The following is a 20,676-nucleotide window of genomic DNA, read 5'->3' on the forward strand; positions in this document are numbered from 1 at the left end:
GTCTCAAAACGCTAGGGATACGAGATTATCCTGGCAACCCCGGGACTTCGGGGCTGGATGGACGTCGACTTGTGGCGCTGACTAATGGACTAGCTGGGCAATAAGTGGGCGACACCTGTCGCGCACTACTAACTGCCCTTTGACTAGGGAAAAGTCATCCCGGGTCGTGCTAAGCCGAACAGAATACCGGGTCAGGTCCTTGCCCTGCCTGGACCACAGGCTCGTCCTGCCTTTTTCGCGGAAAATTTGAGTGCGATAGCCGTCCCATTTGGGTTCGAAACATACCGGAGCGGGCAGCGACCCCACGGCCGCAACATTCCTGACAGCCTTCGCCAACGCGACTTCCAGTGGCGGGCGAAGCCCCGAAGGAATTACCGCACTGACGTCCGGCACACCATCACCTTAACAGCCACGCCCGGGCCGAAAACGGAGAGTCGGCTTGACGAAGTCCAGTGAAGTAGCCGTCCCATTTGGGCTCGTAGATCAGCTTTCCGGGTGCGGCACCGGCACGCGGCATCTTCGTGAGGGCCCGGGCCAGGGCTACCTCTGCCGGCGGGGCAAGACCCGCCGGCAGCCCGGTTCCTGCCGAAATTCGAGCCGCAACCTGGTTTGGGGTAATGGCGTGCACGGCTACTTCCCGACACCGTCGGCCAAGCCGCGGATGAAGTACCGTTGGCCGGCGAAGAAGAGCACGATGACCGGAAGTGCAGCGATCACCATGCCGGCGAAGACCACCGGATAGTCCGTGCCGTGTTTGGACATGAGGTTGGTCAGGCCCACGGGCAGGGTCTGCAGGGCACCGCCACTCGTGAAGATCATCGCGAAAAGGTACTCGTTCCAGGTGAAGAGTATGTTCAACAGGACCGTAGAGATAATGATCGGACGGCACATCGGCAGGATGATCTGCCAGAACGCCCGCGATTTCGAGGCTCCGTCCACCGCCGCTGCCTCATCCACTTCAGCGGGCAGGTCCAACATGTAGGCCCGAATCAGGAAAGTAGTAAACGGGACCCGGAACGCCGTGTACAGAATCAGCAGCGCCCAAAAGCTGTTGTAGAGGCCCATCGCCTGGAACATCTTCACCAGCGGAATGAGGGCCACGGTGGGCGCCAGCATCAGTCCGCCAAGGATAAGGATCAGCACGGTGCGGCTGAAGGGGATAGTGACCTTCGTTAGTCCGTAGGCCGCCCAGGCACTGATGAACACCGTGGCGATGGTGGACGCAACGGTGACCAGAACGCTCGTCGTGAGATAGTCCCCCACTCCGCGGTTCCAGGCCGTGGCGTAGTTTTCCCAGCGCCAGGCGACCGGGAGTGCGAACGGGTTGGCGAACAGTTCCGCGTTGGACTTCACCCCGTTCAGCAGCATCCACAACAGCGGATAGATGACCACGACGGCGAGGGCCAACAGGAATGCCCGCACGAAAACCCGGCCAAGGACGATGAGCATGGACGTACGCGTTACCATTCGACTCTCCTGCGCTTGGATAACCGGAGCTGAAGCACTGCGAGCACCAGCGTGATGATGAAAACCGCGGTTGCAATGGCGGCGGCGTAACCGAAGTCGTTGCGGACAAAACCGCTTCGGTAGAGCCATGTACCCAGGACCTGGCTGGAATTGTTCGGACCGCCCGTCGTCATCACCATGACCTCGTTGAACACCTGGAAAGCCCCTGACACGGTGACGATCATCATGAGGCTGCTCATTTCCCTGACCAGCGGAAGGGAAATGGAAACGAACCGGCGGAAAGAGCCGACGCCGTCGATCGAGGCTGCCTCGTACAATTCCGTGGGGATCCGCTGCAGAGCGACGGCAAACAGCAGGGTGCAGTAGCCAAAACCCTGCCATTGGCTCATGGCGATTATGCCGAAGATCGCAGTGTTTTCCTGCCCCAGCCAGGCCTGGGTGAAATTGCCCAGGCCCAGGAACTCGAGTGCCGCATTCAGGATGCCCATCCGCGGCTCGTAGATGAAGTAGAACAGCAGGCCCGCGACGGTGAGCGAGATCGCGGAAGGGACGAAGTAGATGGCCCGCAGGATTCCGCGCCACCGTTCGCTGCGCAGCCCTTCGATCATCGCAGCGAGAATGAGCGCTCCGAACACCTGGAAAACGATGGAGATTCCGGCGTAAAGGGTGTTGTTGAGCAATGATCTCCAAAAAATGGGGTCGTTGAACATCTTGATGTAGTTGTCCGCACCCACAAAGGTCTGCCGTCCGCTGTAGATGTCCCACTTGAGCATGCTGAAACCGAGGTTTTGCACGAGTGGCAGGTAAGCGAAGACGCACAACAGCAGAGCGGCGGGAAGCACCCAGACGAGGGTGCGCCAACGGTGCGGCGACGCCTTTTTCGCGGGGCGTCCAGCCGGGCGGGCGGCGGACTTAGGCACGGAGGGCGGGGCTGCCGGTCTCCGTGCGGTGTTGGAAACTGTCATGGCGCTGTCCGCTATTTGGCCGCGCTGGATGCGGCGCGAACCGAGGCAAGAACCTGTTCGGGGCTTTGGGTTCCGGCGATCAGGGCTTCTCCGCCGGCCAGCCAGGCATCTGCGACCTCGGGAACCGTTACCGAGTCCAGCCAGATGATGGCGTTCGACGCCTCGTTCACCTGTTTGATGCCCTCGATGACGGGGCCTGAGGAGTTCTGTTCCGAGACGGCGCCCTTGACTGCGCTGGGCTGACCGTAGGGCGGGGCCGAAAGCTTGGCGGCGCTGAGGGTGCTGGTGGCGAACTTCATGAAATCTGCGGCGAGGACGGCATTCTTGGACTTGGCGTTTACGATGTAGCCCTCGGGAGAACCTTCAATGGCTTTCGTGTCACCCTTCGCGTCGGAAGCAGCGGGGAGTTTGAATATTCCGAGCCCGTCCTTCTTCAACGGGGATTCGTCGGATGCCGTGGTGTCGAACTCGAGGATCTCTTGGTAGTACATTCCGGCCTTGCCCTGAGCCAGGGCCTGCTGGGCGGTGGTGTACAGGACACCGTTTGAATCCTTGCCGCTGCCCGTGCAGTCGTTGACCAGGGCGGTGAATTGCTCCATCGCCCTGAGGTAGCCCGCGTTCTCCAGCTTCGCCGTCCCCGGGTTGAAGTCCGCCTCCAGCACCTCGGCCGGCACTTGATAAGCGAACAGTTGTTGCAGGTAATGCAGTGCTGGCCAGCCGTCCTTGTTTCCAAACGCGATGGGCTCGTAGCCGGCGGCCTTGAGGACCGGGCAGGAGGAAATGAGATCCTCGAAGGTCGACGGCGGTGTGAGCTTCAGTTCCTCGAAGATCCGTTGGTTGTAACCCATGAATTTGCCGTTGTTGTACAGCGGGACGGCAAAGTATTTACCGTCCTTTTCGAAGGCCTTCAGCGCCGATTCCCCGAATTTGTCCCCCCACTCCGTGCCGGGCGCTAAGGCTGGGGTGAGATCGGCAGCTAGTCCGCCGTCGATGAAGTTGTTGGCCCAGTTGCCCGCCCAGGTGAAGTAGATGTCCGGCAGGGCCTGCGATGCGGTCAGGGTCTTGGTTTTGTCCTTGATGCTCTGATCCGTCTCCTGAATAAGCTCGAAGGACACGTCCGGGTGAAGTTTCTTGTATTCGGCGGCCAGATCCTCGAAGTACGGCTCGAGGGGATCGCCGCCAAACTTGGTCAGGATGCTCAGGGTTCCCGAGTATTCCGGGGCCTTGGTGAAGTCGAGGGTAGCGGCGGTGGGGCTCCCGCCGTCCGCGCAGCCGGCCAGCGCCAGGGCGCCGCTAGCCAATATTGCCGTCATCAATAGGGTGCTTTTGCGCATCATTTCCTACTTTCGCTCGGTGGCCGATTAGCCGAGGCTTCACGAATTGGAGTGGCGCGCGCGCCCGCCGTTGGACAGGCCGCCAATCTCCGCTGTTGGATGTTGGTATCAGTGATACCGGTACCACAGTGAATCATGGTTTGCGTTGATGGGGAAGGGTTCAAACAGGAATTGCCGGCGGAATTCTATTCGCCGTGGGCCGCCGGCACTGGCCCGTCCGATGAGCGTACGATCAGGGTCGAGGGCAGGACATGCTTCGTCGGGGCCGAGGTGTCTCCGTCAATACGGGAGATGAGCTGCTGTGCAGCTACCGCTCCCAGCTCCCGCATGGGCTGTTGGATCATGGTCAGCGGCGGTTCCATGACGGCAGCCCACGGGCTGTCATCGAAGCCGATGAGCGAGACATCCTTCAGCAGCCGCAGGTTTCGGGCCCGCAGTGCATGCAGGGCGCCCACGGTGGCCTCCGTCTCGGTGGTAAAGATCGCGGTGGGCGGATCCGCGAGTGCCAGCATGCCGCTGACAGCACGGGTAGCTTGTCGTTCGTTTTTCAGGACGTGGGTCACCAGCGCGGTGTCGAAAGGTATCCCGGCTTCGTCCAGGGCGTCAAGGTAGCCGCGCAGGCGTTCACCGTCGCTCCAAAGGGCCTCATCGAGGATGCGGTGCATCTGCTCCAGGTCGGTTGCAGGGCTGAGGGTCACCGGTCCCCAGGCAAAGGCAATTCTCCGGTGGCCGTTCTGGATAAGCGAACCGACGGCGGATCGGGCCGCCTCGCGGTTGTCGATCACCACCGAATCGGTGTCGAGGCTGTCTACGAGGCGGTCGATCAGTACTACCGGAATACCACGCTCGATGGCGTTGGAAAGGTGCGAGACGTCATCGCTGCGACCGGCGGCCGAAGCCACCACCAGGCCGTCAACCTGTTTGGCCAGCAGGACCCCGATGGCGTCCCGCTCAAGCTCCAGTTTCTCGTCGGTGCTCAGGATGATGGCATCGTAGCCGCCCAGCTTGGCGGTTTCCGAAATACCTCTGAGAACGCCGGAGAAGAACGGGTTGGCGACGTCCGCCAGGACGATTCCGAGGGTCTTAGTAATGCCCGTCGTCATGCTCCGCGCCAAGGTGTTCGGCTGGTAGCCCAATCGCTCCGCGGCAAGCATCACCCTGGCGCGGGTGGCATCACTGACTGAGCCGTAGTTTCCCAGTGTGCGGGCGACCGTGGCCCTGCCGACTCCGGCAGCGGCGGCAACTTCTGTGATGGTCGGAGCAGCCGCGTGGTGCTGGTGGTCCGACGACATCCAGGCCCCTTCTTTTCGTGGAATCCGCGACTGCGGTTCCGGGTCATAGCTTTGTTCCTGCATCAGATCCTAGTTGGTGCAGCGACGGGGCGTCCGTATCCGAAGGCGCCCTCCACATAACACTGCTCTGCAGCAGCGACGGCTGCGAAGGCCAGTGCCTCCCGCAGGCAGCTGGCGGACGGCCGGAAGCGCCGCGTCCAGCCAGCTTTGAGCAGGCTCACGACGAGCCCGCTTAAGAAGGCGTCACCGCATCCCATCGTGTCGGCGAATCGCCCGGCGTCTGTTGCGACGGCCCCCTGAATGAAGAAGTCGCTGCCGTCGAAGAGCACGGCCCCGGCTGCCCCTCTGGTCCCGACGGCCAAGGAGGCCCCCGCTGCAACTAACCGCCGCAGGTCCCTTTCCACAGCATCCAGGGGCTGACTCCCGAGGGAGAGCAAGGCCAGATCGATGAAGGGCGCCGTTTGCTGCAAATAGGCGTCGGTACGCCGTTCCTGTTCGGAGGAGTAGTCGAAGCTGACCAGGGTGCCGGCAGTCCGGACCGCCGGAAGCTGCGATTCGGACGCGGAGTAGACGCTCGAATGTACGAGGTCCGCCGTCGCCAGGTACTCGAGGTGTTCCGGCTCCAGCACGAACGGATGACTCATGGTGACGCCTCCGTCATTCCAGCCTAGAAATATCCGGTCGCCGTCAACCACCTTGATTTCGGTGACGCCGTTGGGGCCTTCACGGATAACACAGCGGCTGACGTCTACTCCCTCGTCCTGTACGGCGGCCCGGACAAAGTCACCCAGCGGATCGGAACCGAAGACGCCGAGATAGGCGGACTCGACGCCGAGGCGGCGCGCCAGGACTGCCACGTTGACGCAGTTCCCGCCGGGATACATCACCTTACGGTCCAGAAAGCGGTCCACAATATTGTCCCCGAATCCGATTACTTTCATGCTCTCCCTGTCTCGACGCTGCGGGCCCGGAGCTGCCGGGCCCGCAGTGCTGGGTGCCACGCCCCGAAGACGGGGTGCGGCAAGCGGTCTCTGTCAGTATTCAACGACGCGGTAGTAGCGGCGCAGGTCCAGCGAGTGGTTGCGGACCCTCTCAAGGTGCTTGCTGATCCGGTCAACCACCGTGTCCAGGACCAACGGTGCCAATAGGCCGCGGAACCGTGGGCTGATCCCGGCCAGTTCGTAATCCTTGGTGTCCAGCAGGGTGGTGTTCTTGTTGTAGTTCTCGGCAAACTTGACCACGCGTTCCATGAGCGGCCGGCTTTCGTCCTCGCCGAGGAAAAGCATGAGACTCGTATCCTCCTCGATGAGTTCCAGAGAGCCGTGGAAAAATTCGGCGCCGTGGACGCGCGTGGTCCGAAGCCACTGCATCTCTTCGAGGATGCACATGGAATAGAGGTAGGTGAAGCCCCACAGGTTCCCGGCGCCGACGAGGAAATGGTAGTCAACGTCCTTGTTCCTTTCGGCGAAGGCTTCCGCTGCCGGCTCGGCCTGGCGGGCCACGTCAACGAGGGTTTCGGGGATGGTCTGCAACTCCGCGGCAAACTCTTCATAGCCGTCAAACTCGCCGCGCGCGGCGAGCAGACGGGTGCTCAGGAGCAGCAGGGGGATGTCGAATGGCCAGGTCTTTGGCTCGGTGACCATGACGACGTCCAGTGCCTTGGCAAAGGGGCTGTCCCCGAATCCCGTGAAGCCGACCGTGTACGCGCCTTTGGCCTTGGCGAAGTCGATGGCTTCGATGATGTCCTCCGTTGTTCCGGAAACGGAAGCGAAAACGGCGATGGAACCGGGCCCGAAAGTGGGGTCTGCCGTCAGCATGAGTTCCTTGCCGATGGCCGCGCGGACGGTCAACGTGGATTGCGAGCGGATGAAGTGCTCGTACGGGAGCATCGCCGCGTATGTGCCACCGGCACCGACCAGGAAGAGATTCTCGAAGCCTCGCTCCTGAATGGAGTCTACGAACTGTTCAATTTGCTCCTGCAGCGCGAGTGCGCTGCGCGTCTGGGTGAGGAATTCCTCTTCTTTAAAGCCAAGCACGAGCGGTCCTTTCGTCATTTGATCTGCCGGCAGTGAAACTACCTGATACCGGTATCACTGCTGCTCATTATCGTGCCATGTGACGCGCAGGGCGTCAATAGTGCCTCATTTGAACTGCGCATGGTGAAATCCGTCCAGCACCCATCAGGGGCAGATCACCTACTCAAGGCGGAGCCGCCGGAGACGTGTCCCACTTCATCGATGAGGTTCAAATGCTCAAAAACCCGCTGGCCCCCCCGTAGGGCCGGGAGCATTTCAGCTGCGTTGTTATCCGCGTGCCGGGGGAGTGATGGCCCCGCAACTTCGTCTCTTCCTCGAAACGGCGAATCCGTAACCTGAGCGGCGTGCTGCATATCAGTGAAACAGTCCATGCTGTGTCGGCACGGGCCGGCTGAGGGACAGAGCGGGAATCGTGGCGCTTACCAGCCGTCAACTCCTATTCTTGGAAATCTCCAACCCAGAACATTCGTTGGTCTTCCCATCAACTCGATACAGGCCCTTGCTCTGGGGAAGAAAACGACGGGAGAGACGCTAACTGCAAGACTTTCGACGCCTTGGAAGTTATTACCGATATGGGGCACGCGGAAGGCTACGAGATCGTCCGTATGTTCAGGGCGATGCGGATCGACCAAGAAAGGGCCAGTGCCTTGCGTTCGCGGCGTGGGACCTAAGAGTATAAATGAGGGCCACCGTCGGCACGAGCCATCCACTATGGGTCGCGCTCCCATCGGACCAGCTCTCCGCCAGGTCGCGGCCAAGGACTGCACCCCCATGCAGGCGGCTGTATCCTGCGTCTACCGCCGCCGTAATTGGGTCCCGATGTTCTACGGCTGCGGTAGGTGGCCCGCTCTACGAATCGGGGAAGGAGCGGGCCGCCGCCCAAAACGGAGGCGTGGAACTCTGCCAGGCGCAAAAGGGCAGGTGCACGGACTATGGCTAACTAGCCATCTACGAAGTCTCCGCCAGCAGCTATGGCTGACGGGGCCTGAGGAAACCGGGCATGACGCTGGAGGACGGCATCCGCCCCAGCCCGCAGGGAACCGCGCTGACAAAGGACATGTGGATGCTCGGCATCGCCGTCCTTCCGGGCGCGGCCTGACGCCGTCCCCGGAAACGATAAGAGGTTGGATCAGCGGCGAACCCACGTGCCGGGCGCGCGGTGTCGTGCCGTCAGGGGAGGCATCGCTGGCAGGGCGCAACCGTTGGGGCCAGATTAAACTCTCCGCCTCCGGGGACAGACAGGCCCGTCGCGTTGTACTGTGTCATCACGGTCCTCCGCTCGCCTGGCCCGGGAACTCGGCAGAGGAGTGGGCGACCGCATGCGGGTTCCGGGCTCAGCCGGAACCCGGAACAAAGGAATAGCCAATGTCGATGAAGCCGTCGTCCTCTCCCGGGCGCCCTCAGAGCACAGACACAACCGACCAGGACCCTGGCCTGCTGCGTGGCGGCGGTCAGCCGTCGGGGATACGTCGGCAGGCCGCCTGGATCATAGAGCGGGTGCTTGCCGACGCGGCGCCCGAGCAGGCGGGTGCCAAGAGATTGCTGCTTGAACATCTGGCCGCCTATCCGGGACAGCCGGAGATCGCGCTGGCGGAACATCTGATGGCGCTCAGGTTCCTCACGGGTGTTCCCGACGAAGTTGAGAGCACGACGATAGTGCCTCACACACGTGCCCCGGAATCCCGGGAAAGCATGCGTTTGCGAATCGGGAAGGTCCTGGAAGGCCGTATGCTGGTCACCGCCTACCAGCCGATCCGTGAATTTTCCACCGGGACCGTTGTTGGGGTCGAAGCGTTCACGCGGTTCGTCAGCGACGGGGGCGACACCCCCGGGGAGTGGTTCGCCGCAGCTGCCGCGGCGCGGCTGGGAAGTGAGCTTGAGTTCGCGGCGCTGGAGTGTGCCCTGGCCTCCGCCCAGCAACTGCCGGCGCACCTGTACGTGGCACTGAAATTGTCGCCTGCCACCTGCCTGGACCCGCTTCTGCCGGGAGTGCTTGAGGAATTGATGCCTGCCCTGGACCGTGTGGTCCTCGAACTGACCGAGACCCTGACGCCGGAGCAGCCGGCCGCTCTGGTCGCGGCATTGGCCCCGCTACGCCGTCGCGGAGTGCGTCTCGCGATTGGCCGTGTTGGCTCGTACTGCGGTTCAATCCGCCACATCAGGCAGCTCAGACCCGACATCCTTAAACTCGACCGCGACCTCGTCGCCGGAATCGATACGGATGCTTTCCGGCACGCCTTTGGCGAGGCCGTGACTGGGTTTGCCAAAGATCTCGGAGCGGTGCTCATCGCGGAAGGGATAGAGACCCGTGATGAACTGGCGGCGGTCGCTGGCCTCGGCGTGAGTGCCGGTCAGGGCTACTACCTTGGCCGGCCCAGCGTCCGGCCCCGGGACTGGGCGGGATGGAACGATCCGGTCCGGGAATTCCGGCCCTTGGCTTGGGCTGACGGCTCCGGTCCTTTCTGACCGAAAGTATGGGGCTGGCATGGAGAGGCTCATGAACCGGCCAAAGCGTTCGAAAGCGAAAGGAAGACTTTCGGTATGAACATTGTCGAATTTCTTGAGGCCCTTATCGCGGATCAAGAAGCCGGCATCCAGGGCCGGAACTTCATCGCGGACCACAATGCCGACACTGCGGTGAGCGACGACATGGCGGTCCCTCCGTCCTTTACTGACGCGCTACTCGCGGAGTGCGCGCAGAAGCGCAAGGCGCCCGGGGGCGTCGGATTAGAAACTCATCTTTCGTTCTGATCGATACCGGCCGGTACTGCGAGATGTACTTGGCGCAGATTTGCGAGAATCTGATCGGTGAGTGCTTCGACGCCGCCTTCGGATGTGACTGTCATTCCGGCTTCGGCTGTTTCCAAGGTCTCGAGTGTCTCCAGCTGTGAGGTGAGGAGGGATGGAGGCATGAAGTGTCCTGGGCGTTGGACCAGCCGCTCCTTCAGTACCGAAGGGTCGACCTTTAGGAGGATGAACCTGGTGGAGGGAGCGGCTTCGCGGATGGCGTCGCGGTAGGCGCGTTTGAGGGCTGAGCAGGCCACCACGATCCCTTGGGGGTGTTGGGCGGCGAGTTCTTCGCCGACCAGGCGAAGCCATGGCCATCTGTCTTCATCGGTGAGCGGTACGCCAGCCCTCATCTTTTCGACGTTCGGTACGGGGTGCAGGTCATCAGCGTCCTTGAAGGCTGCTCCGAGCCTTGCTGCCAGCGCGGCACCGACTGCAGTCTTGCCTGCACCAGACACGCCCATGACGACTATGGGGCCATACACTACAGCGCTCCCTGTTGTGCTGTTCCTGCGGGGATCGGAACCATCCGGGTCACTACGACAGGCTTTTCCAGCAGGCCTTCGAGGGAGGCGTTCAGGCGTTTGACCGGTTCACCTTCGCCATGGGCGTCCAGCAGCGCAGCTGATTCCCATTTCTCGATCATGAGGATCTGGTTGTTGGGGGCTTCATGGATGGCGTAGAGCAAGCAGCCGGGTTCCTGGTGGACTTCGCTGATTGCGGGGGAGAGGGCGGCGACGACCTGGTCGAAGGCGCCTTCCTTGGGGCTGAAAGCTGCAGTGACGACGATGGTCATGGTGAGGTTCTCCTTGTGTTAAGGGTGCCGTGAGGGCTGGGAGAGTCCTTGCGGGACGTGGCGCGGACCGGCGGTCCTAGTCCGTCGGTCCGCGCAAACATCCGCAAGGTTTCCCTTGGTTGGACTCAGCTGAGAGCGGCGAGGTTTCCAGGGGCCGGGCCTTCAGCGGCTCCGGCGGCCCCGAGGAATGAGCGCCGGTCGATCATGGTGCCGGTACCGATTCCAGGACAAGGGCCTCGGTTTCACGTCGCAGTTCGAGGGCCTGGGCGAGCGAGTCGTCCATAATGACGTCTTCCCAGCGGACGATCCCGCCCTTGGCTACGTCATTGCGCAGTTCGACGTGGTGGGCCAGCGCGACCGGCAGGGCGCCGGTACTGACGGAGTGCTTGGCCGAAACGAGTTGGCCCCAGACGGTGTATCCGCCTTCGCCGTCGAGGAATTCACCGGCTTTGAGGTCTTTCTTGGCGGTGGCGACCACGTCGCCGAAGAACCCGATGGGTGAGCCCGTGGGGATTCCGCGGAGGACGGCGTTGGCGATGGACACGTTCAGTTCCAGGCCGACGTAGTGGTAGGGGCGGTACAGGGCGGCGTACTGGCCGGTGGGGTCCGGGTGCCAGGGGTATTCGTTGAAGCAGCCGGAGACGTAGGCGTTCGTTGCCTTCACGACGACGAAGACGCCTTCCTGGGTGTTGTGGGGGATCCAGGTGCCGTCGCGGTTGACACTGGACATGACGTCGACGGTCCCTTCGTGTGCGAGGGCTCCTCCGACGTCGGCGGGGCGGCAGATTGAGGCGATTTCCTCAACGTCTCCCGGCGTGAACGTCAGCCCGGTGTCAGAGGGGACCAGTCCTGCCCCGTTGGCGACGGCGGCCATTTCGATGGCGGCCTTGGTGCCGTCGCGGAAGGAGGTGTGCATGTTCGGGTTCAGCTGCCCGGAGTCGGTAAGTTCCTTGGAGAATTCCCAGTTTTCCCAGACGTTGTCGGGGTTCATCTCGTGGTAGTGCTCAAGGAATTTGGCGCCCTTGCCGGCGCAGACGACGTCGAATCCGCTGGTGCGGGCCCAGTCGACAAGTTCCATGATGAGGGCCGGCTGGTCGCCATACGCCATTGAGTAGACAACACCGGCTGCTTCTGCCCGCTTGGCAAGAGCGGGCCCTGCCAACGCGTCGGCTTCAACCGTGACCATGATGATGTGCTTTTTCGTTTCGATGGCACGCAGCGCGTGCTTGACGCCAACAATGGGGTTGCCGGTGGCTTCCACGATGATGTCGATGTCGACGTCGAAAAGCTCGTCAGCGTTGGCCACGATCGCGGTTGAGCGGTCCCTCAACGCGGTTGCTATGTCGGCGGCGATCTGGTCTTTGGGCCATCCAACGAGTTCGAAAGCGCCTTCAGCGCGCTTGACGTTAATGTCCGCGATGGCGACAACGTGGATGCCCGGGATGTTGTTTGCCTGGGCCAGGTACATCGTCCCGTAGCGTCCGGCGCCGATCAGGCCGACCCGGATGGGCTTTCCGTCGGCCTCGCGCTGGGTCAGGAGATGGTGCAGATTCATGGGTTGCCTTTCAAGGGATACGGCGCTGTTCCGGAAGGGATGCGGGCTGGTCTGGGATCAACCGCAGCTTTTGGGGCTCTACTTTTCACCTTGCGGCTCGCCGCCCTCGGTAGTGAGGCTGCAGAACAAGCGGGACCGAACTAAGGTAAAATAAGTGGAACCGGTACACTTTTATGTCACAGGGAAAGGCCTAAGGTCAAGCCTTAGGCTGAAAAAGGTTCCCAGATGTCCAGGAAGTGCCAGTCAAGGAGTAGGCGTGCAGAAACAACCGACCATCCGCGATGTTGCCCAGGCGGCCGGGGTGTCCGTTGCGGTCGTCTCGCGCGTGCTGAACCCGGGCTCAGGTCCCGTCGCCGCAGCTACACGCAGCAGAGTAAACGACGTGATGAAGAACCTCGGTTACCACCCCCGCACGGCAGCCAGGGAGCTTAAGTACGGCCCGCCTACTACCCTGGGGCTGCTGCTCGCCGATGTCTCCAACCCTTTTTTCGCCCGACTCGCCGACCAGGTGGTGCAGGAAGCGCACGCCCGCGGAATCCAGGTGCTGCTGATGACCACGCAGGAGGATGACCAGCTGGAGTCAGAACGCCTGGCGACACTGATCGAACGCAGGGTCAGTGGGATTATCGCGACCCCGACCGGCAACAACCTGGCAATCTGGAAGCAGCTCCAGGACCTGGGAACTGACGTGGTCTTTGTCGACAGGTCAATACCTTCGCTCCCCGAAGTTGACGTTGTGAGCATCGACAACTTTGAATCTGCCCGGTCCGCTACAGCGTTGCTCGCGGCGCACGGCCACCGCCGCATCGGGATCATCTCCGGGCCAGCTGCCTCCACCACCGGAACGGACCGGATTGCCGGCTATCGGCAAGCCCTGGAAGCGGCCGGTCTGGAGCAGGATGAGCTCCTCATCCGGCACGCAGCGTTCCGCGGGCCGGCGGGAGGAGATGCCGCGTCAGCGCTGCTCAGCATCGAAGAGCCGCCCACGGCCTTGGTGGTGGCAAATACCGCCCAGGTAACCGAAGTTCTGCGGCGCCTCTCCCACGCCGGAATCGACATCCCCGGGACGCTGTCCGTCATCGTCTTCGACGATTCACCCTGGACAGAACTCATGACCCCGGCCCTGACAATCGTCAGGCAACCCATAGATCTGCTCGCCCGGCACTCCGTGCAGCTCGCTTTATCCAACACGCAGGGCAAGACGTCGGGAAAACCCCACGTCATACGCGTAGCCGCCGAATTGGTCGAACGGTCCAGCGTTGCCCGGCTGCAGTTCTCGAAGTAACAAGCTGGCATCCGCTCCTAACGGTTTACAGCCGCGCCCGCCCTGTGGTAAAAAAGTGTACCGGTTCCACTTCGGGATGATTCACGGCGGGAAGGCACCCTGCGCGAGCACCGCCGCGTCTGCAAGGCACTGGGCAAGCGGGACGAGAAAGCAGCAAGAGCAGCCTTTCTCGACCATATCGGCACAGCCCAGGACGCCTTAACCACCGCCATCAAAGCATCAGTACCCCTGTCCGTTCAGGCCAGGAACCAGCAAGTATTCAAAGGAGAATCAGATGCCAAAGCGCATCCTGGCCGCCGCAGCTGTGGCCGTTGCACTCACCGTTACTACTGCCCTCACCGGTTGCGGCGGGGGCGCGGCGCCCGGCGCCGGTGCGCCCAGCACCACCATCCGCCTCGGCCTCGGTGACCCCGCAACCTCTTCCATGGGCGTCACCGCAAAGCACTTCGCCGACAAGGTAGCCGAGCTGAGCGACGGCAAGGTCAAGGTCGAGACATTCCCCGACGGCACCCTCTTCGGCGGGGACCAGAACGCCGCCGTCAACCTGCTCGGAAACGGCACGCTGGACTCGACCATCATGTCCACCTCGGTATACGCATCCTTCGAACCAAAAATGAATGCCATCAGCCTTCCCTACCTCTTCAAGGACACGGAGGAGGTCACCAAGTACCTCGAAGGCGAGCCGGGCAAGGAACTGCTGGGCTCACTGGACAAGCTGGGCATCAAGGGCGTATCCATGCTGACCCGCACTCCGCGGCACACCACCAACTCGGTGCGTCCCATCACCCAGCCCGAGGACTTCAAGGACCTGAAGCTCCGCGTACCGCAGAATGACCTCTGGGTTAAGTTCTTTGGCTCACTGGGCGCCAACCCGACGCCGATGGACTTTAAAGAGGTTTACACCGCCCTGCAGCTCGGCACTATCGACGGCCAGGAAAACCCCCTGGAAGTTCCAGTCAACAACAAGTTCTTCGAAGTCCAGGACTACCTCTCCCTGACGAGCCACATCTCCGACGCCTTCGTCCTCGGGTTCAGCAAGAAGAAGTGGGACTCCTTCGATGAGGACACCCGGAAGGTCCTGCAGGAAGCTGCAGACGGGACCGCTGACTTCAAGACAAAGTACGACAACGACGAAGCCACCAAAACCCTCGACAAGCTGAAGGGCGAAGGCGTGAAGATCAACGAGTTGACGCCCGAAGCCAGGGAAAAGTTCCAGGCGGCAGCGCAGAAGGTCTACCCCGAGCTTGAGGGCAAGGTCGGCAAGGAATTCGTCCAGTCAAGCCTTGAATTCCTTGGACGGTAAGGTGACCGGTCCAGTGCAGGAGACGAGTTCAGTGCATGATGATGGAACCGCCCCAACCCGGGGGGCTGAACATCAGGCGGCCGAACATAGCATCAAGGTGGTTCCGGTAAGCGAAGTCTCGGAACCTCGTGGTCTGATCTGGAAGGCCGTGGATGCTCTCCTCTTCGTCGGAATCACCGCGATGCTGCTCAGCCTTGCTGCCCAGATGGTCAGCCGGCAGATGGGAGCCTCGCTGCCATGGACCGAGGAACTGACCAGGTTCCTGTTCATGGACACCACCTTCCTGGGGATGGCAGCAGGCTTCCGGGCCGCCGTGCACCCGCGGGTGAGCTTCGCGGTGGCGTGGGGACCAGCCTGGCTCAAGCAAGTCAGCATGCATCTCTACGCCATCTGCGGGACCGTGTTCTTCAGTGTCCTGATCTACAAGACGTGGGAACTGATGCTGCAACAGTACGCCGCCGGAGAGTCCAGTCCTGCCCTGGGACTCAAGATGTTCCTGGTAACCCTGCCCCTTGTGATCAGCGCGGCACTCGCCATCGTCGCCCATATCACGACTGTCTACTTCTCCCCGTACATGCGTAAGAGGATCCTCGAAGGAGAGATGATCGCATGAGCCTGACCCTGCTGGGCATTTTCCTCCTCCTGCTGCTGCTGGGCGTTCCGCTCTCAGTCTCACTCGGCATTGGCGTCATCGCGACGCTGCTGATCTTCGACATCCCCCTCGAACTGTTGCCGCAGTCCATGATGAGCTCCATGAACAGCTTCCTGCTGGTTGCTGTCCCCTTGTTCGTCCTGGCCGGCAACCTCATGGCCGGAGGGGGTATTTCGGACCGCATCTTCCGTGGCGCTGAAGTCATCTTCGGCCGCTTCCGTGGCGGCCTTGGCCAAGTGAACATCGCATCGAGCGCGATCTTCGGCGGCATCTCCGGTTCCTCGGTTGCCGACATTGTCAGCCTTGGCAAGATCGAGATCAAGGCCATGACTGACCATAAGTACCCGCGGCCCTATGCGGCAGCGATGACCATGGTCACCGCTACCCTGTCCTCACTAATACCGCCGAGCATCCTCATGATCATCGCTGCCTCGACCGCGAACGTCTCGGTAGGCGCGGCACTCGCGGGAGGATTTGGACCCTCCGTTGTCCTGATCATCGTCCTGATGATTGTGAATTTCTTCCTGTCAGCACGCCACGGTTACGGCGAGGTCTCAAGGACGCCGTTTAAGAAGGGCCTTAGGATCGTCCTCGGGGGAATCCCGGCCATGGGCGGCCCGGTGATTATCCTGGTGGGCATGTTCAGCGGGCTCGTCACGCCCACGGAGGCGGCCGCCGTCGCCGTCTTCTACAGCCTGCTGGTCGGCATCTACGTCTACCGGGACATGAAGTGGCGCCAGATGCCCAAGATGATCGTGGACGCCGGCCTCACCACCGGTACCATCCTGCTCATCGCCATGATCGCCGGCGTTGCCTCTTACATCTTCACCATTGACGGGCTGCCGGCAAAGGTCAGCAGCTGGCTGCTGAGCGTCAGCACTGACCCCACCATCGTCATGCTACTGATCGGCCTGATCCTGATCATCATCGGAACCGTGATGGACAAAGTCGCAGCCATCCTGCTTTGCACACCGGTGCTCATGCCCGCGGCCGTGTCTTCCGGTGTGGATCCCATCCACTTCGTCGTCTTCCTCGTTGCTGCCCTTGCCGTTGGCCTGGTCACGCCGCCTGTCGGCGTCTGCCTGTTCGCGGCGTCCTATGTCAGCGGGCTGCCGATGGAGAAGATCGTGAAGGCCGCGGTGCCGCTCTACGTGGTCATGGTGGTTGCCATCGTCATGCTGGCCGTCTTCCCGCAACTCATCCTGTGGCCGTCTGATCTCCTGACTGACCAGTAACGCCTGCCCTCAGTTCGATATCCATACAGTCACAGAAACAGGAAAACCATGTCTTCCCCCATTCGGAAAACCGTCAGCAGCTACATCGCCGGTCCTGCACGCCCTAATCGCTAAAGGATTCCCAATGCCTGAACATGACCACCCAGCCCTTGCCCTGATGGGATTAGGGCCGATGGGGGAACCCATGGCGCGCCGGCTGCTGAAGGGCTACGGCCAGCTGACTGTCTGGAACCGGACTGCTTCGAAAGCCGAAGCCTTGGTGGGCCTGGGCGCCCGCGTCGCGACCTCACCATTTGAGGCGGCCGCCGACATAGTTCTCACCGTGTTGCCGGACCTAAGCCACGTCGAATCGTTGCTTCCGGGAGACGAGGGCCTGATAGCCGGATGGACAGCCCGGGGCATTGCCCGGCCGATACTCGTCGTGCACGGGACCGTTTCGCCGGGGGCAGTGGCAGCCTTCGGCGAACGGATGCTTCGCGAACATGGCGTCCGAGTCCTGGACGCCCCCGTCAGTGGCGGCACCGTGGGCGCCCAAAACGGCACCCTGAGCATCATGGTGGGCGGGGACGAGGACACGTTTAGCACGGTCACCCCGGCGTTCGAGTTCTTGGGCAGCACCATCCGGCACATGGGCCCGGGAGGTTCGGGCGCACTCGCCAAAGCCTGCAACCAGATCGTGGTCGCCGGCACGGTCACGGCAGTTTCCGAAGCCATGCTTCTCGCGCGCGGTGGGGGACTGGATCCATCGGTGATGCTTGAACTGCTTCGGGGTGGGCTGGCCGACTCCGAGGTCCTGCGCCAAAAAGGGCACAGATGGATCGACGGCGACTTCACAGATGGCGGCAGCGCCCAAAACCAGCTGAAGGACCTCAACTTCGTGCTGGGGGCGGCTAGAACAGCACACCTGGAGCTACCCCTGAGCACGGTAATCCAGGATCTTTTCGGGGATATGGTCGCGCGCGGCGACGGCGCCCTTGACCACACAGGAATCCTCCGGACCCTTGCTCAGCGCAAAAGCGCTCTCACTGAGACCTGAAAACCCTCACGAAAGGCGCGAAAGTACCCCTTCTGCGGCCATTCTGCCCCAGGGTGACTAAGGGCCGTTGGGATTGCGCTAACTCATGTGGTCACTGAGCACGCTGCCCGTCTATTTTTGGTTTCGGAGGTTGTGCGGGGTGGAGGGGTTCGGCGACTACCGGTGGCTTCGAACGCTGCGGCGAGTTGCAGCAGTTTAGTGTCGGAGTAGGCCTTGCCCGCGATCGTTAGGCCGACCGGCATGCCCATGTCTGGGGCGGTTCCCATGGGAACCGTGACGGTGGGGATGCCCAAATGCCGCGGGACCAGGTTTCCGTTGGCCACCCATACGCCGTTACGCCAGGCCAGGTCCGCTGATTGCGTGTTGCGGTCGGCGTCGGCCGGTCCAACGTCTGCAACAGCGGGGAAGACCACTGCGTCGAGCCGTAGACGGTCCATCCACCGCTCGAGGTCCGCGCGGCGTGTTTCTTCGAGCCCTTTGAGGCCGTCGGCGATGTGGGGTATTTCGGATAAGGACGGAACTCCGTTTTTTCGCACCCATGCCGGGTAGTCGCTGATGTCGTCGTCGAAGCCGTCGTACCGGTCCGGAAGTGAGCCGTCGGGGGCGGGGAAGATGGCATCGCCGTCGACGTCGGCCAGCCGGTGAAGGGTCGGATCCCCGTTGGCGTCCAGGAAGTCGTTCCATGCCCACACCGAGAGGTCCACGATCTCGCGGGGAAGGTACTCGGCGGATACCAAGCCGCGGGTGGCGATGGTGGGGGCGCCGGGGCGATCTCCCTCGTAGTTCGATACCACCGGAAAATCGACCTCGATGATCTCGGCGCCGGCCGCCTCCAGATCCCGTCGTGCGGCGTCCCACAGTTCGATGATGGAGGCCCTGGTATCAATACGCTGTCCTGTGGGCCCACCGATCCCCGGGGCCGGAGCGGTCCCGGCGTCATGATCGGCGTTAATGTACATGCGGGGGATCCCGAGACGCTTCCCCGCCAGGATGCCGGCGGCAGCCGTAGTGTCCGGGACCGCCAGGTCCAGATAGGAGGCAGGGCGTAGGGCGGACGCCTTGGGAATTTCCACCCAGGGTTGAACCCGCCAGAAGTCGCCGCGGGTTTCTGCGTCGTCGGTCACCACCACGTCCAGGACTTCCAGGAGGTCGTCCATGGTCCGGGTGTGCGGGACCACGACGTCCATGGTGGGAACCAGCGGCCAGTTACCCCGGACGGAGATGACCCCGCGGGACGGGGTGTAGGCGCACAGTGCGTTGTTTGACGCCGGCGCCCGGCCAGAGGACCAGGTTTCCTCTGCGAGGCCGAAGGCGGCGAAGCTGGAAGCCGTCGCCGTTCCGGAACCGTTGGAGGATCCGGAAGCGAACGCTGCTGTGAGGTAGTCGGCGTTATAGGGGCTCTCCGCCCGACCGTAGACGCCGCGCTGCATTCCTCCGTTGGCCATCGGCGGCATGTTGGTAAGGCCTATCAGGACGGCCCCGCCGGCGCGGAGCCGCTCGATGGTGAAGGCGTCCTTCTGGGCCACCAGATTTCTGAAGGCCGGCGATCCTGCAGCCACGGTCAGCCCCCGCGCCTGGTAGCTGTCCTTTGCGGTGTAGGGGATCCCGTCCAGTGGGCCAAGGGTGGCCCGCAGAACGCGGCGTTCATCGGAGGCCCTCGCGTCCGCCAGGACCTCCGGGTTCATCACCACCATGGAATTGAGCCGGGGGCCGGCTGTGTCGAACGTCTCGATCCGCTCCAGGTACAGGCGTACGAGTTCCTCGCTGGTCACCTCGCCGGCATCCAGTGCCTCCCGCAGCTGCTGAATGGTCGCTTCCACGACGTTGAACGCGCTCACGCTGCCTGACCCTTCGAGCCGGCTGCCGCCGGCTGCTGCTGAGTGATGCAGTGGATTCCTCCGCCGAAGGCAAAAATGTCACGGGCGTCCACCAGTTCCACCGTCCGGCCGGGATACGCACGTTCCAGGATTCCGGCCGCGACGGCGTCGTTCGGGTCATCAAAGCTGCACAACACCACCACATTGTTGGCCACATAGTGGTTGATGTAGGACCAGTCCACATACCCCTCGTCGTCATTCAGGACGGTAGGGGCCGGCACGTCAACGATGCGCAGGGGCCGGCCCTGCGCGTCAGTTTCGCCGGCCAGCACCGCGTGGAGTTCCTGGTAGACCTCATAGTCCGGGTGCAAGGGATTGTTCTGTCGGTGCAGCAGAACGGTGCCGGGGCCTGCAAAGGAGGCCACGATATCCACGTGCCCCCGGGTCCCGAATTCGCCGTAGTCACGGGTGAGCCCACGCGGCAGCCAAATGGCTTTGCTGGTACCCAGCGCCGCGTGGATCTCGGCTTCCACCGCCTCCCTGGTGGCGCCGGGATTGCGGCTTGGGTCCAGTTGCACCGTTTCGGTCAGCAGGACGGTCCCGTCGCCGTCCACGTGGAATCCGCCGCCCTCGTTGACAAGGGAACTTGGCCGGATTGGCGCCCCTGTCGCTGCGGCCACGGTCCGCGCCACGGCTTGGTCCTTGTCCCAGGCGGCCCAGCTTTGGGCGCCCCAACCATTGAAGATCCAGTCGACGGCGGCAATCGAACCGTCAAGCCGGTGGGTGAAGGTGGGGCCGCTGTCCCTCAGCCAGGCATCATCGAGGGGAACTTCCACCACCGTGATCCCCTCGCCGAGCCATTGCCTTGCCGCTGCGGCGTCGCGAGGGTCGGCCACTACCGTGACGGGTTCATACCGGGCGATGGTGCGGGCGACGTTGGACCAGGCCGCGCGGGCCCGGTCCAGGGTGGGGCTTCCCACGGGACCGAACGTGTCATTGGGCGGCGGGAAGGCCATCCATGTCCGGTGATGTTCCTCCCATTCGGCGGGCATATGGCCCTTGGCTACAACGTCGATTGCGGTGGAGGCCGAAGCCGGGGCAGATGTCATTGGGTTT

The 20,676-nt window shown here is 62.5% G+C and carries 19 protein-coding genes; 7 read left to right on the top strand and 12 right to left on the bottom strand.

Annotated features, from left to right (window positions below; all coding sequences use genetic code 11):
- Positions 1-81: 81 nt before the first annotated feature.
- The 7 genes from OM977_RS19715 to OM977_RS02255 all read right to left on the bottom strand — a co-directional run bounded on the left by OM977_RS19715 (position 82) and on the right by OM977_RS02255 (position 7,094).
- Positions 82-393: an ATP-dependent DNA ligase gene (locus OM977_RS19715; protein ID WP_442960686.1), complete on the bottom strand. Its 312-nt coding sequence runs from the start codon at positions 391-393 to the stop codon at positions 82-84.
- Positions 394-630: 237 nt separating this feature from the next.
- Complete coding sequence (locus tag OM977_RS02230) at positions 631-1,467, bottom strand: carbohydrate ABC transporter permease (RefSeq protein WP_264355932.1); 837 nt, start codon at positions 1,465-1,467, stop codon at positions 631-633.
- On the bottom strand, positions 1,461-2,432 hold the full coding sequence (locus OM977_RS02235) for a carbohydrate ABC transporter permease (protein ID WP_264355933.1): 972 nt from the start codon (positions 2,430-2,432) through the stop codon (positions 1,461-1,463). Before OM977_RS02235 ends, OM977_RS02230 begins: the two co-directional genes overlap by 7 nt.
- 11 nt (positions 2,433-2,443) lie before the next feature.
- Positions 2,444-3,745, bottom strand: a complete 1,302-nt coding sequence (locus OM977_RS02240) for an ABC transporter substrate-binding protein (protein WP_264355934.1) — start codon at positions 3,743-3,745, stop codon at positions 2,444-2,446.
- A 206-nt stretch (positions 3,746-3,951) separates the two neighbouring features.
- Positions 3,952-5,058 (bottom strand): LacI family DNA-binding transcriptional regulator, encoded by a 1,107-nt coding sequence (locus OM977_RS02245; protein WP_264355935.1) that lies wholly within the window; start codon positions 5,056-5,058, stop codon positions 3,952-3,954.
- Between the two features lie 62 nt (positions 5,059-5,120).
- Positions 5,121-5,999, bottom strand: coding sequence for a PfkB family carbohydrate kinase (locus OM977_RS02250; RefSeq protein WP_264355936.1), 879 nt, complete (start codon positions 5,997-5,999; stop codon positions 5,121-5,123).
- A gap of 93 nt (positions 6,000-6,092) precedes the next feature.
- Positions 6,093-7,094, bottom strand: a complete 1,002-nt coding sequence (locus OM977_RS02255) for an SIS domain-containing protein (protein ID WP_264355937.1) — start codon at positions 7,092-7,094, stop codon at positions 6,093-6,095.
- Positions 7,095-8,459: 1,365 nt separating this feature from the next.
- Between OM977_RS02255 and OM977_RS02260 the strand changes: the two genes are divergently transcribed.
- The gene (locus tag OM977_RS02260; RefSeq protein ID WP_264355938.1) at positions 8,460-9,560 is read left to right on the top strand and encodes an EAL domain-containing protein; all 1,101 of its coding nucleotides are present in this window, start codon (positions 8,460-8,462) and stop codon (positions 9,558-9,560) included.
- 75 nt (positions 9,561-9,635) lie between these two features.
- Positions 9,636-9,845, top strand: coding sequence for a hypothetical protein (locus OM977_RS02265; protein WP_264355939.1), 210 nt, complete (start codon positions 9,636-9,638; stop codon positions 9,843-9,845).
- Here the strand turns inward: OM977_RS02265 and OM977_RS02270 are convergent.
- From OM977_RS02270 to OM977_RS02280, 3 genes are all read right to left on the bottom strand, one after another.
- Positions 9,830-10,366, bottom strand: coding sequence for a gluconokinase (locus OM977_RS02270; RefSeq protein ID WP_264355940.1), 537 nt, complete (start codon positions 10,364-10,366; stop codon positions 9,830-9,832). The two genes, OM977_RS02265 and OM977_RS02270, sit on opposite strands and share 16 nt — an antisense overlap.
- On the bottom strand, positions 10,366-10,677 hold the full coding sequence (locus OM977_RS02275) for a putative quinol monooxygenase (protein WP_079598191.1): 312 nt from the start codon (positions 10,675-10,677) through the stop codon (positions 10,366-10,368). The genes OM977_RS02270 and OM977_RS02275 overlap by 1 nt, the downstream gene beginning before the upstream one ends.
- A gap of 202 nt (positions 10,678-10,879) precedes the next feature.
- Positions 10,880-12,232 (bottom strand): NAD(P)H-dependent oxidoreductase, encoded by a 1,353-nt coding sequence (locus tag OM977_RS02280; protein WP_264355941.1) that lies wholly within the window; start codon positions 12,230-12,232, stop codon positions 10,880-10,882.
- Positions 12,233-12,488: 256 nt separating this feature from the next.
- Between OM977_RS02280 and OM977_RS02285 the strand changes: the two genes are divergently transcribed.
- The 5 genes from OM977_RS02285 to OM977_RS02305 all read left to right on the top strand — a co-directional run bounded on the left by OM977_RS02285 (position 12,489) and on the right by OM977_RS02305 (position 17,743).
- The gene (locus tag OM977_RS02285) at positions 12,489-13,517 is read left to right on the top strand and encodes a LacI family DNA-binding transcriptional regulator (protein ID WP_264355942.1); all 1,029 of its coding nucleotides are present in this window, start codon (positions 12,489-12,491) and stop codon (positions 13,515-13,517) included.
- Positions 13,518-13,791: 274 nt separating this feature from the next.
- Complete coding sequence (locus OM977_RS02290; RefSeq protein WP_264355943.1) at positions 13,792-14,820, top strand: DctP family TRAP transporter solute-binding subunit; 1,029 nt, start codon at positions 13,792-13,794, stop codon at positions 14,818-14,820.
- A 148-nt stretch (positions 14,821-14,968) separates the two neighbouring features.
- Positions 14,969-15,433 (top strand): TRAP transporter small permease, encoded by a 465-nt coding sequence (locus OM977_RS02295; RefSeq protein WP_264355944.1) that lies wholly within the window; start codon positions 14,969-14,971, stop codon positions 15,431-15,433.
- Positions 15,430-16,707, top strand: a complete 1,278-nt coding sequence (locus tag OM977_RS02300) for a TRAP transporter large permease (RefSeq protein WP_264355945.1) — start codon at positions 15,430-15,432, stop codon at positions 16,705-16,707. The genes OM977_RS02295 and OM977_RS02300 overlap by 4 nt, the downstream gene beginning before the upstream one ends.
- Before the next feature lie 124 nt (positions 16,708-16,831).
- The gene (locus OM977_RS02305; protein WP_264355946.1) at positions 16,832-17,743 is read left to right on the top strand and encodes an NAD(P)-dependent oxidoreductase; all 912 of its coding nucleotides are present in this window, start codon (positions 16,832-16,834) and stop codon (positions 17,741-17,743) included.
- Between the two features lie 83 nt (positions 17,744-17,826).
- Here the strand turns inward: OM977_RS02305 and OM977_RS02310 are convergent, their stop codons facing one another.
- Complete coding sequence (locus tag OM977_RS02310; RefSeq protein ID WP_264355947.1) at positions 17,827-19,581, bottom strand: amidase; 1,755 nt, start codon at positions 19,579-19,581, stop codon at positions 17,827-17,829.
- Entirely contained in the window at positions 19,578-20,669 is a 1,092-nt protein-coding gene (locus OM977_RS02315; RefSeq protein ID WP_264355948.1) for an agmatine deiminase family protein, read from the bottom strand. The genes OM977_RS02310 and OM977_RS02315 overlap by 4 nt, the downstream gene beginning before the upstream one ends.
- Positions 20,670-20,676: the final 7 nt, after the last annotated feature.

The organism is Pseudarthrobacter sp. MM222 (assembly GCF_947090775.1).
In the GTDB taxonomy this organism is placed as follows: Bacteria; Actinomycetota; Actinomycetes; order Actinomycetales; family Micrococcaceae; genus Arthrobacter.

Coding starts and splice junctions, on each gene's coding strand:
- OM977_RS02300 (WP_264355945.1), top strand. CDS start 15,430: ATGAGCCTGACCCTGCTGGGCATTTTCCTCCTCCTGCTGCTGCTGGGC.
- OM977_RS02305 (WP_264355946.1), top strand. CDS start 16,832: ATGCCTGAACATGACCACCCAGCCCTTGCCCTGATGGGATTAGGGCCG.
- OM977_RS02315 (WP_264355948.1), bottom strand. CDS start 20,669: ATGACATCTGCCCCGGCTTCGGCCTCCACCGCAATCGACGTTGTAGCC.
- OM977_RS02240 (WP_264355934.1), bottom strand. CDS start 3,745: ATGACGGCAATATTGGCTAGCGGCGCCCTGGCGCTGGCCGGCTGCGCG.
- OM977_RS02260 (WP_264355938.1), top strand. CDS start 8,460: ATGTCGATGAAGCCGTCGTCCTCTCCCGGGCGCCCTCAGAGCACAGAC.
- OM977_RS02290 (WP_264355943.1), top strand. CDS start 13,792: ATGCCAAAGCGCATCCTGGCCGCCGCAGCTGTGGCCGTTGCACTCACC.
- OM977_RS02265 (WP_264355939.1), top strand. CDS start 9,636: ATGAACATTGTCGAATTTCTTGAGGCCCTTATCGCGGATCAAGAAGCC.
- OM977_RS02275 (WP_079598191.1), bottom strand. CDS start 10,677: ATGACCATCGTCGTCACTGCAGCTTTCAGCCCCAAGGAAGGCGCCTTC.
- OM977_RS02230 (WP_264355932.1), bottom strand. CDS start 1,467: ATGGTAACGCGTACGTCCATGCTCATCGTCCTTGGCCGGGTTTTCGTG.
- OM977_RS02250 (WP_264355936.1), bottom strand. CDS start 5,999: ATGAAAGTAATCGGATTCGGGGACAATATTGTGGACCGCTTTCTGGAC.
- OM977_RS02245 (WP_264355935.1), bottom strand. CDS start 5,058: ATGTCGTCGGACCACCAGCACCACGCGGCTGCTCCGACCATCACAGAA.
- OM977_RS02280 (WP_264355941.1), bottom strand. CDS start 12,232: ATGAATCTGCACCATCTCCTGACCCAGCGCGAGGCCGACGGAAAGCCC.
- OM977_RS02235 (WP_264355933.1), bottom strand. CDS start 2,432: ATGACAGTTTCCAACACCGCACGGAGACCGGCAGCCCCGCCCTCCGTG.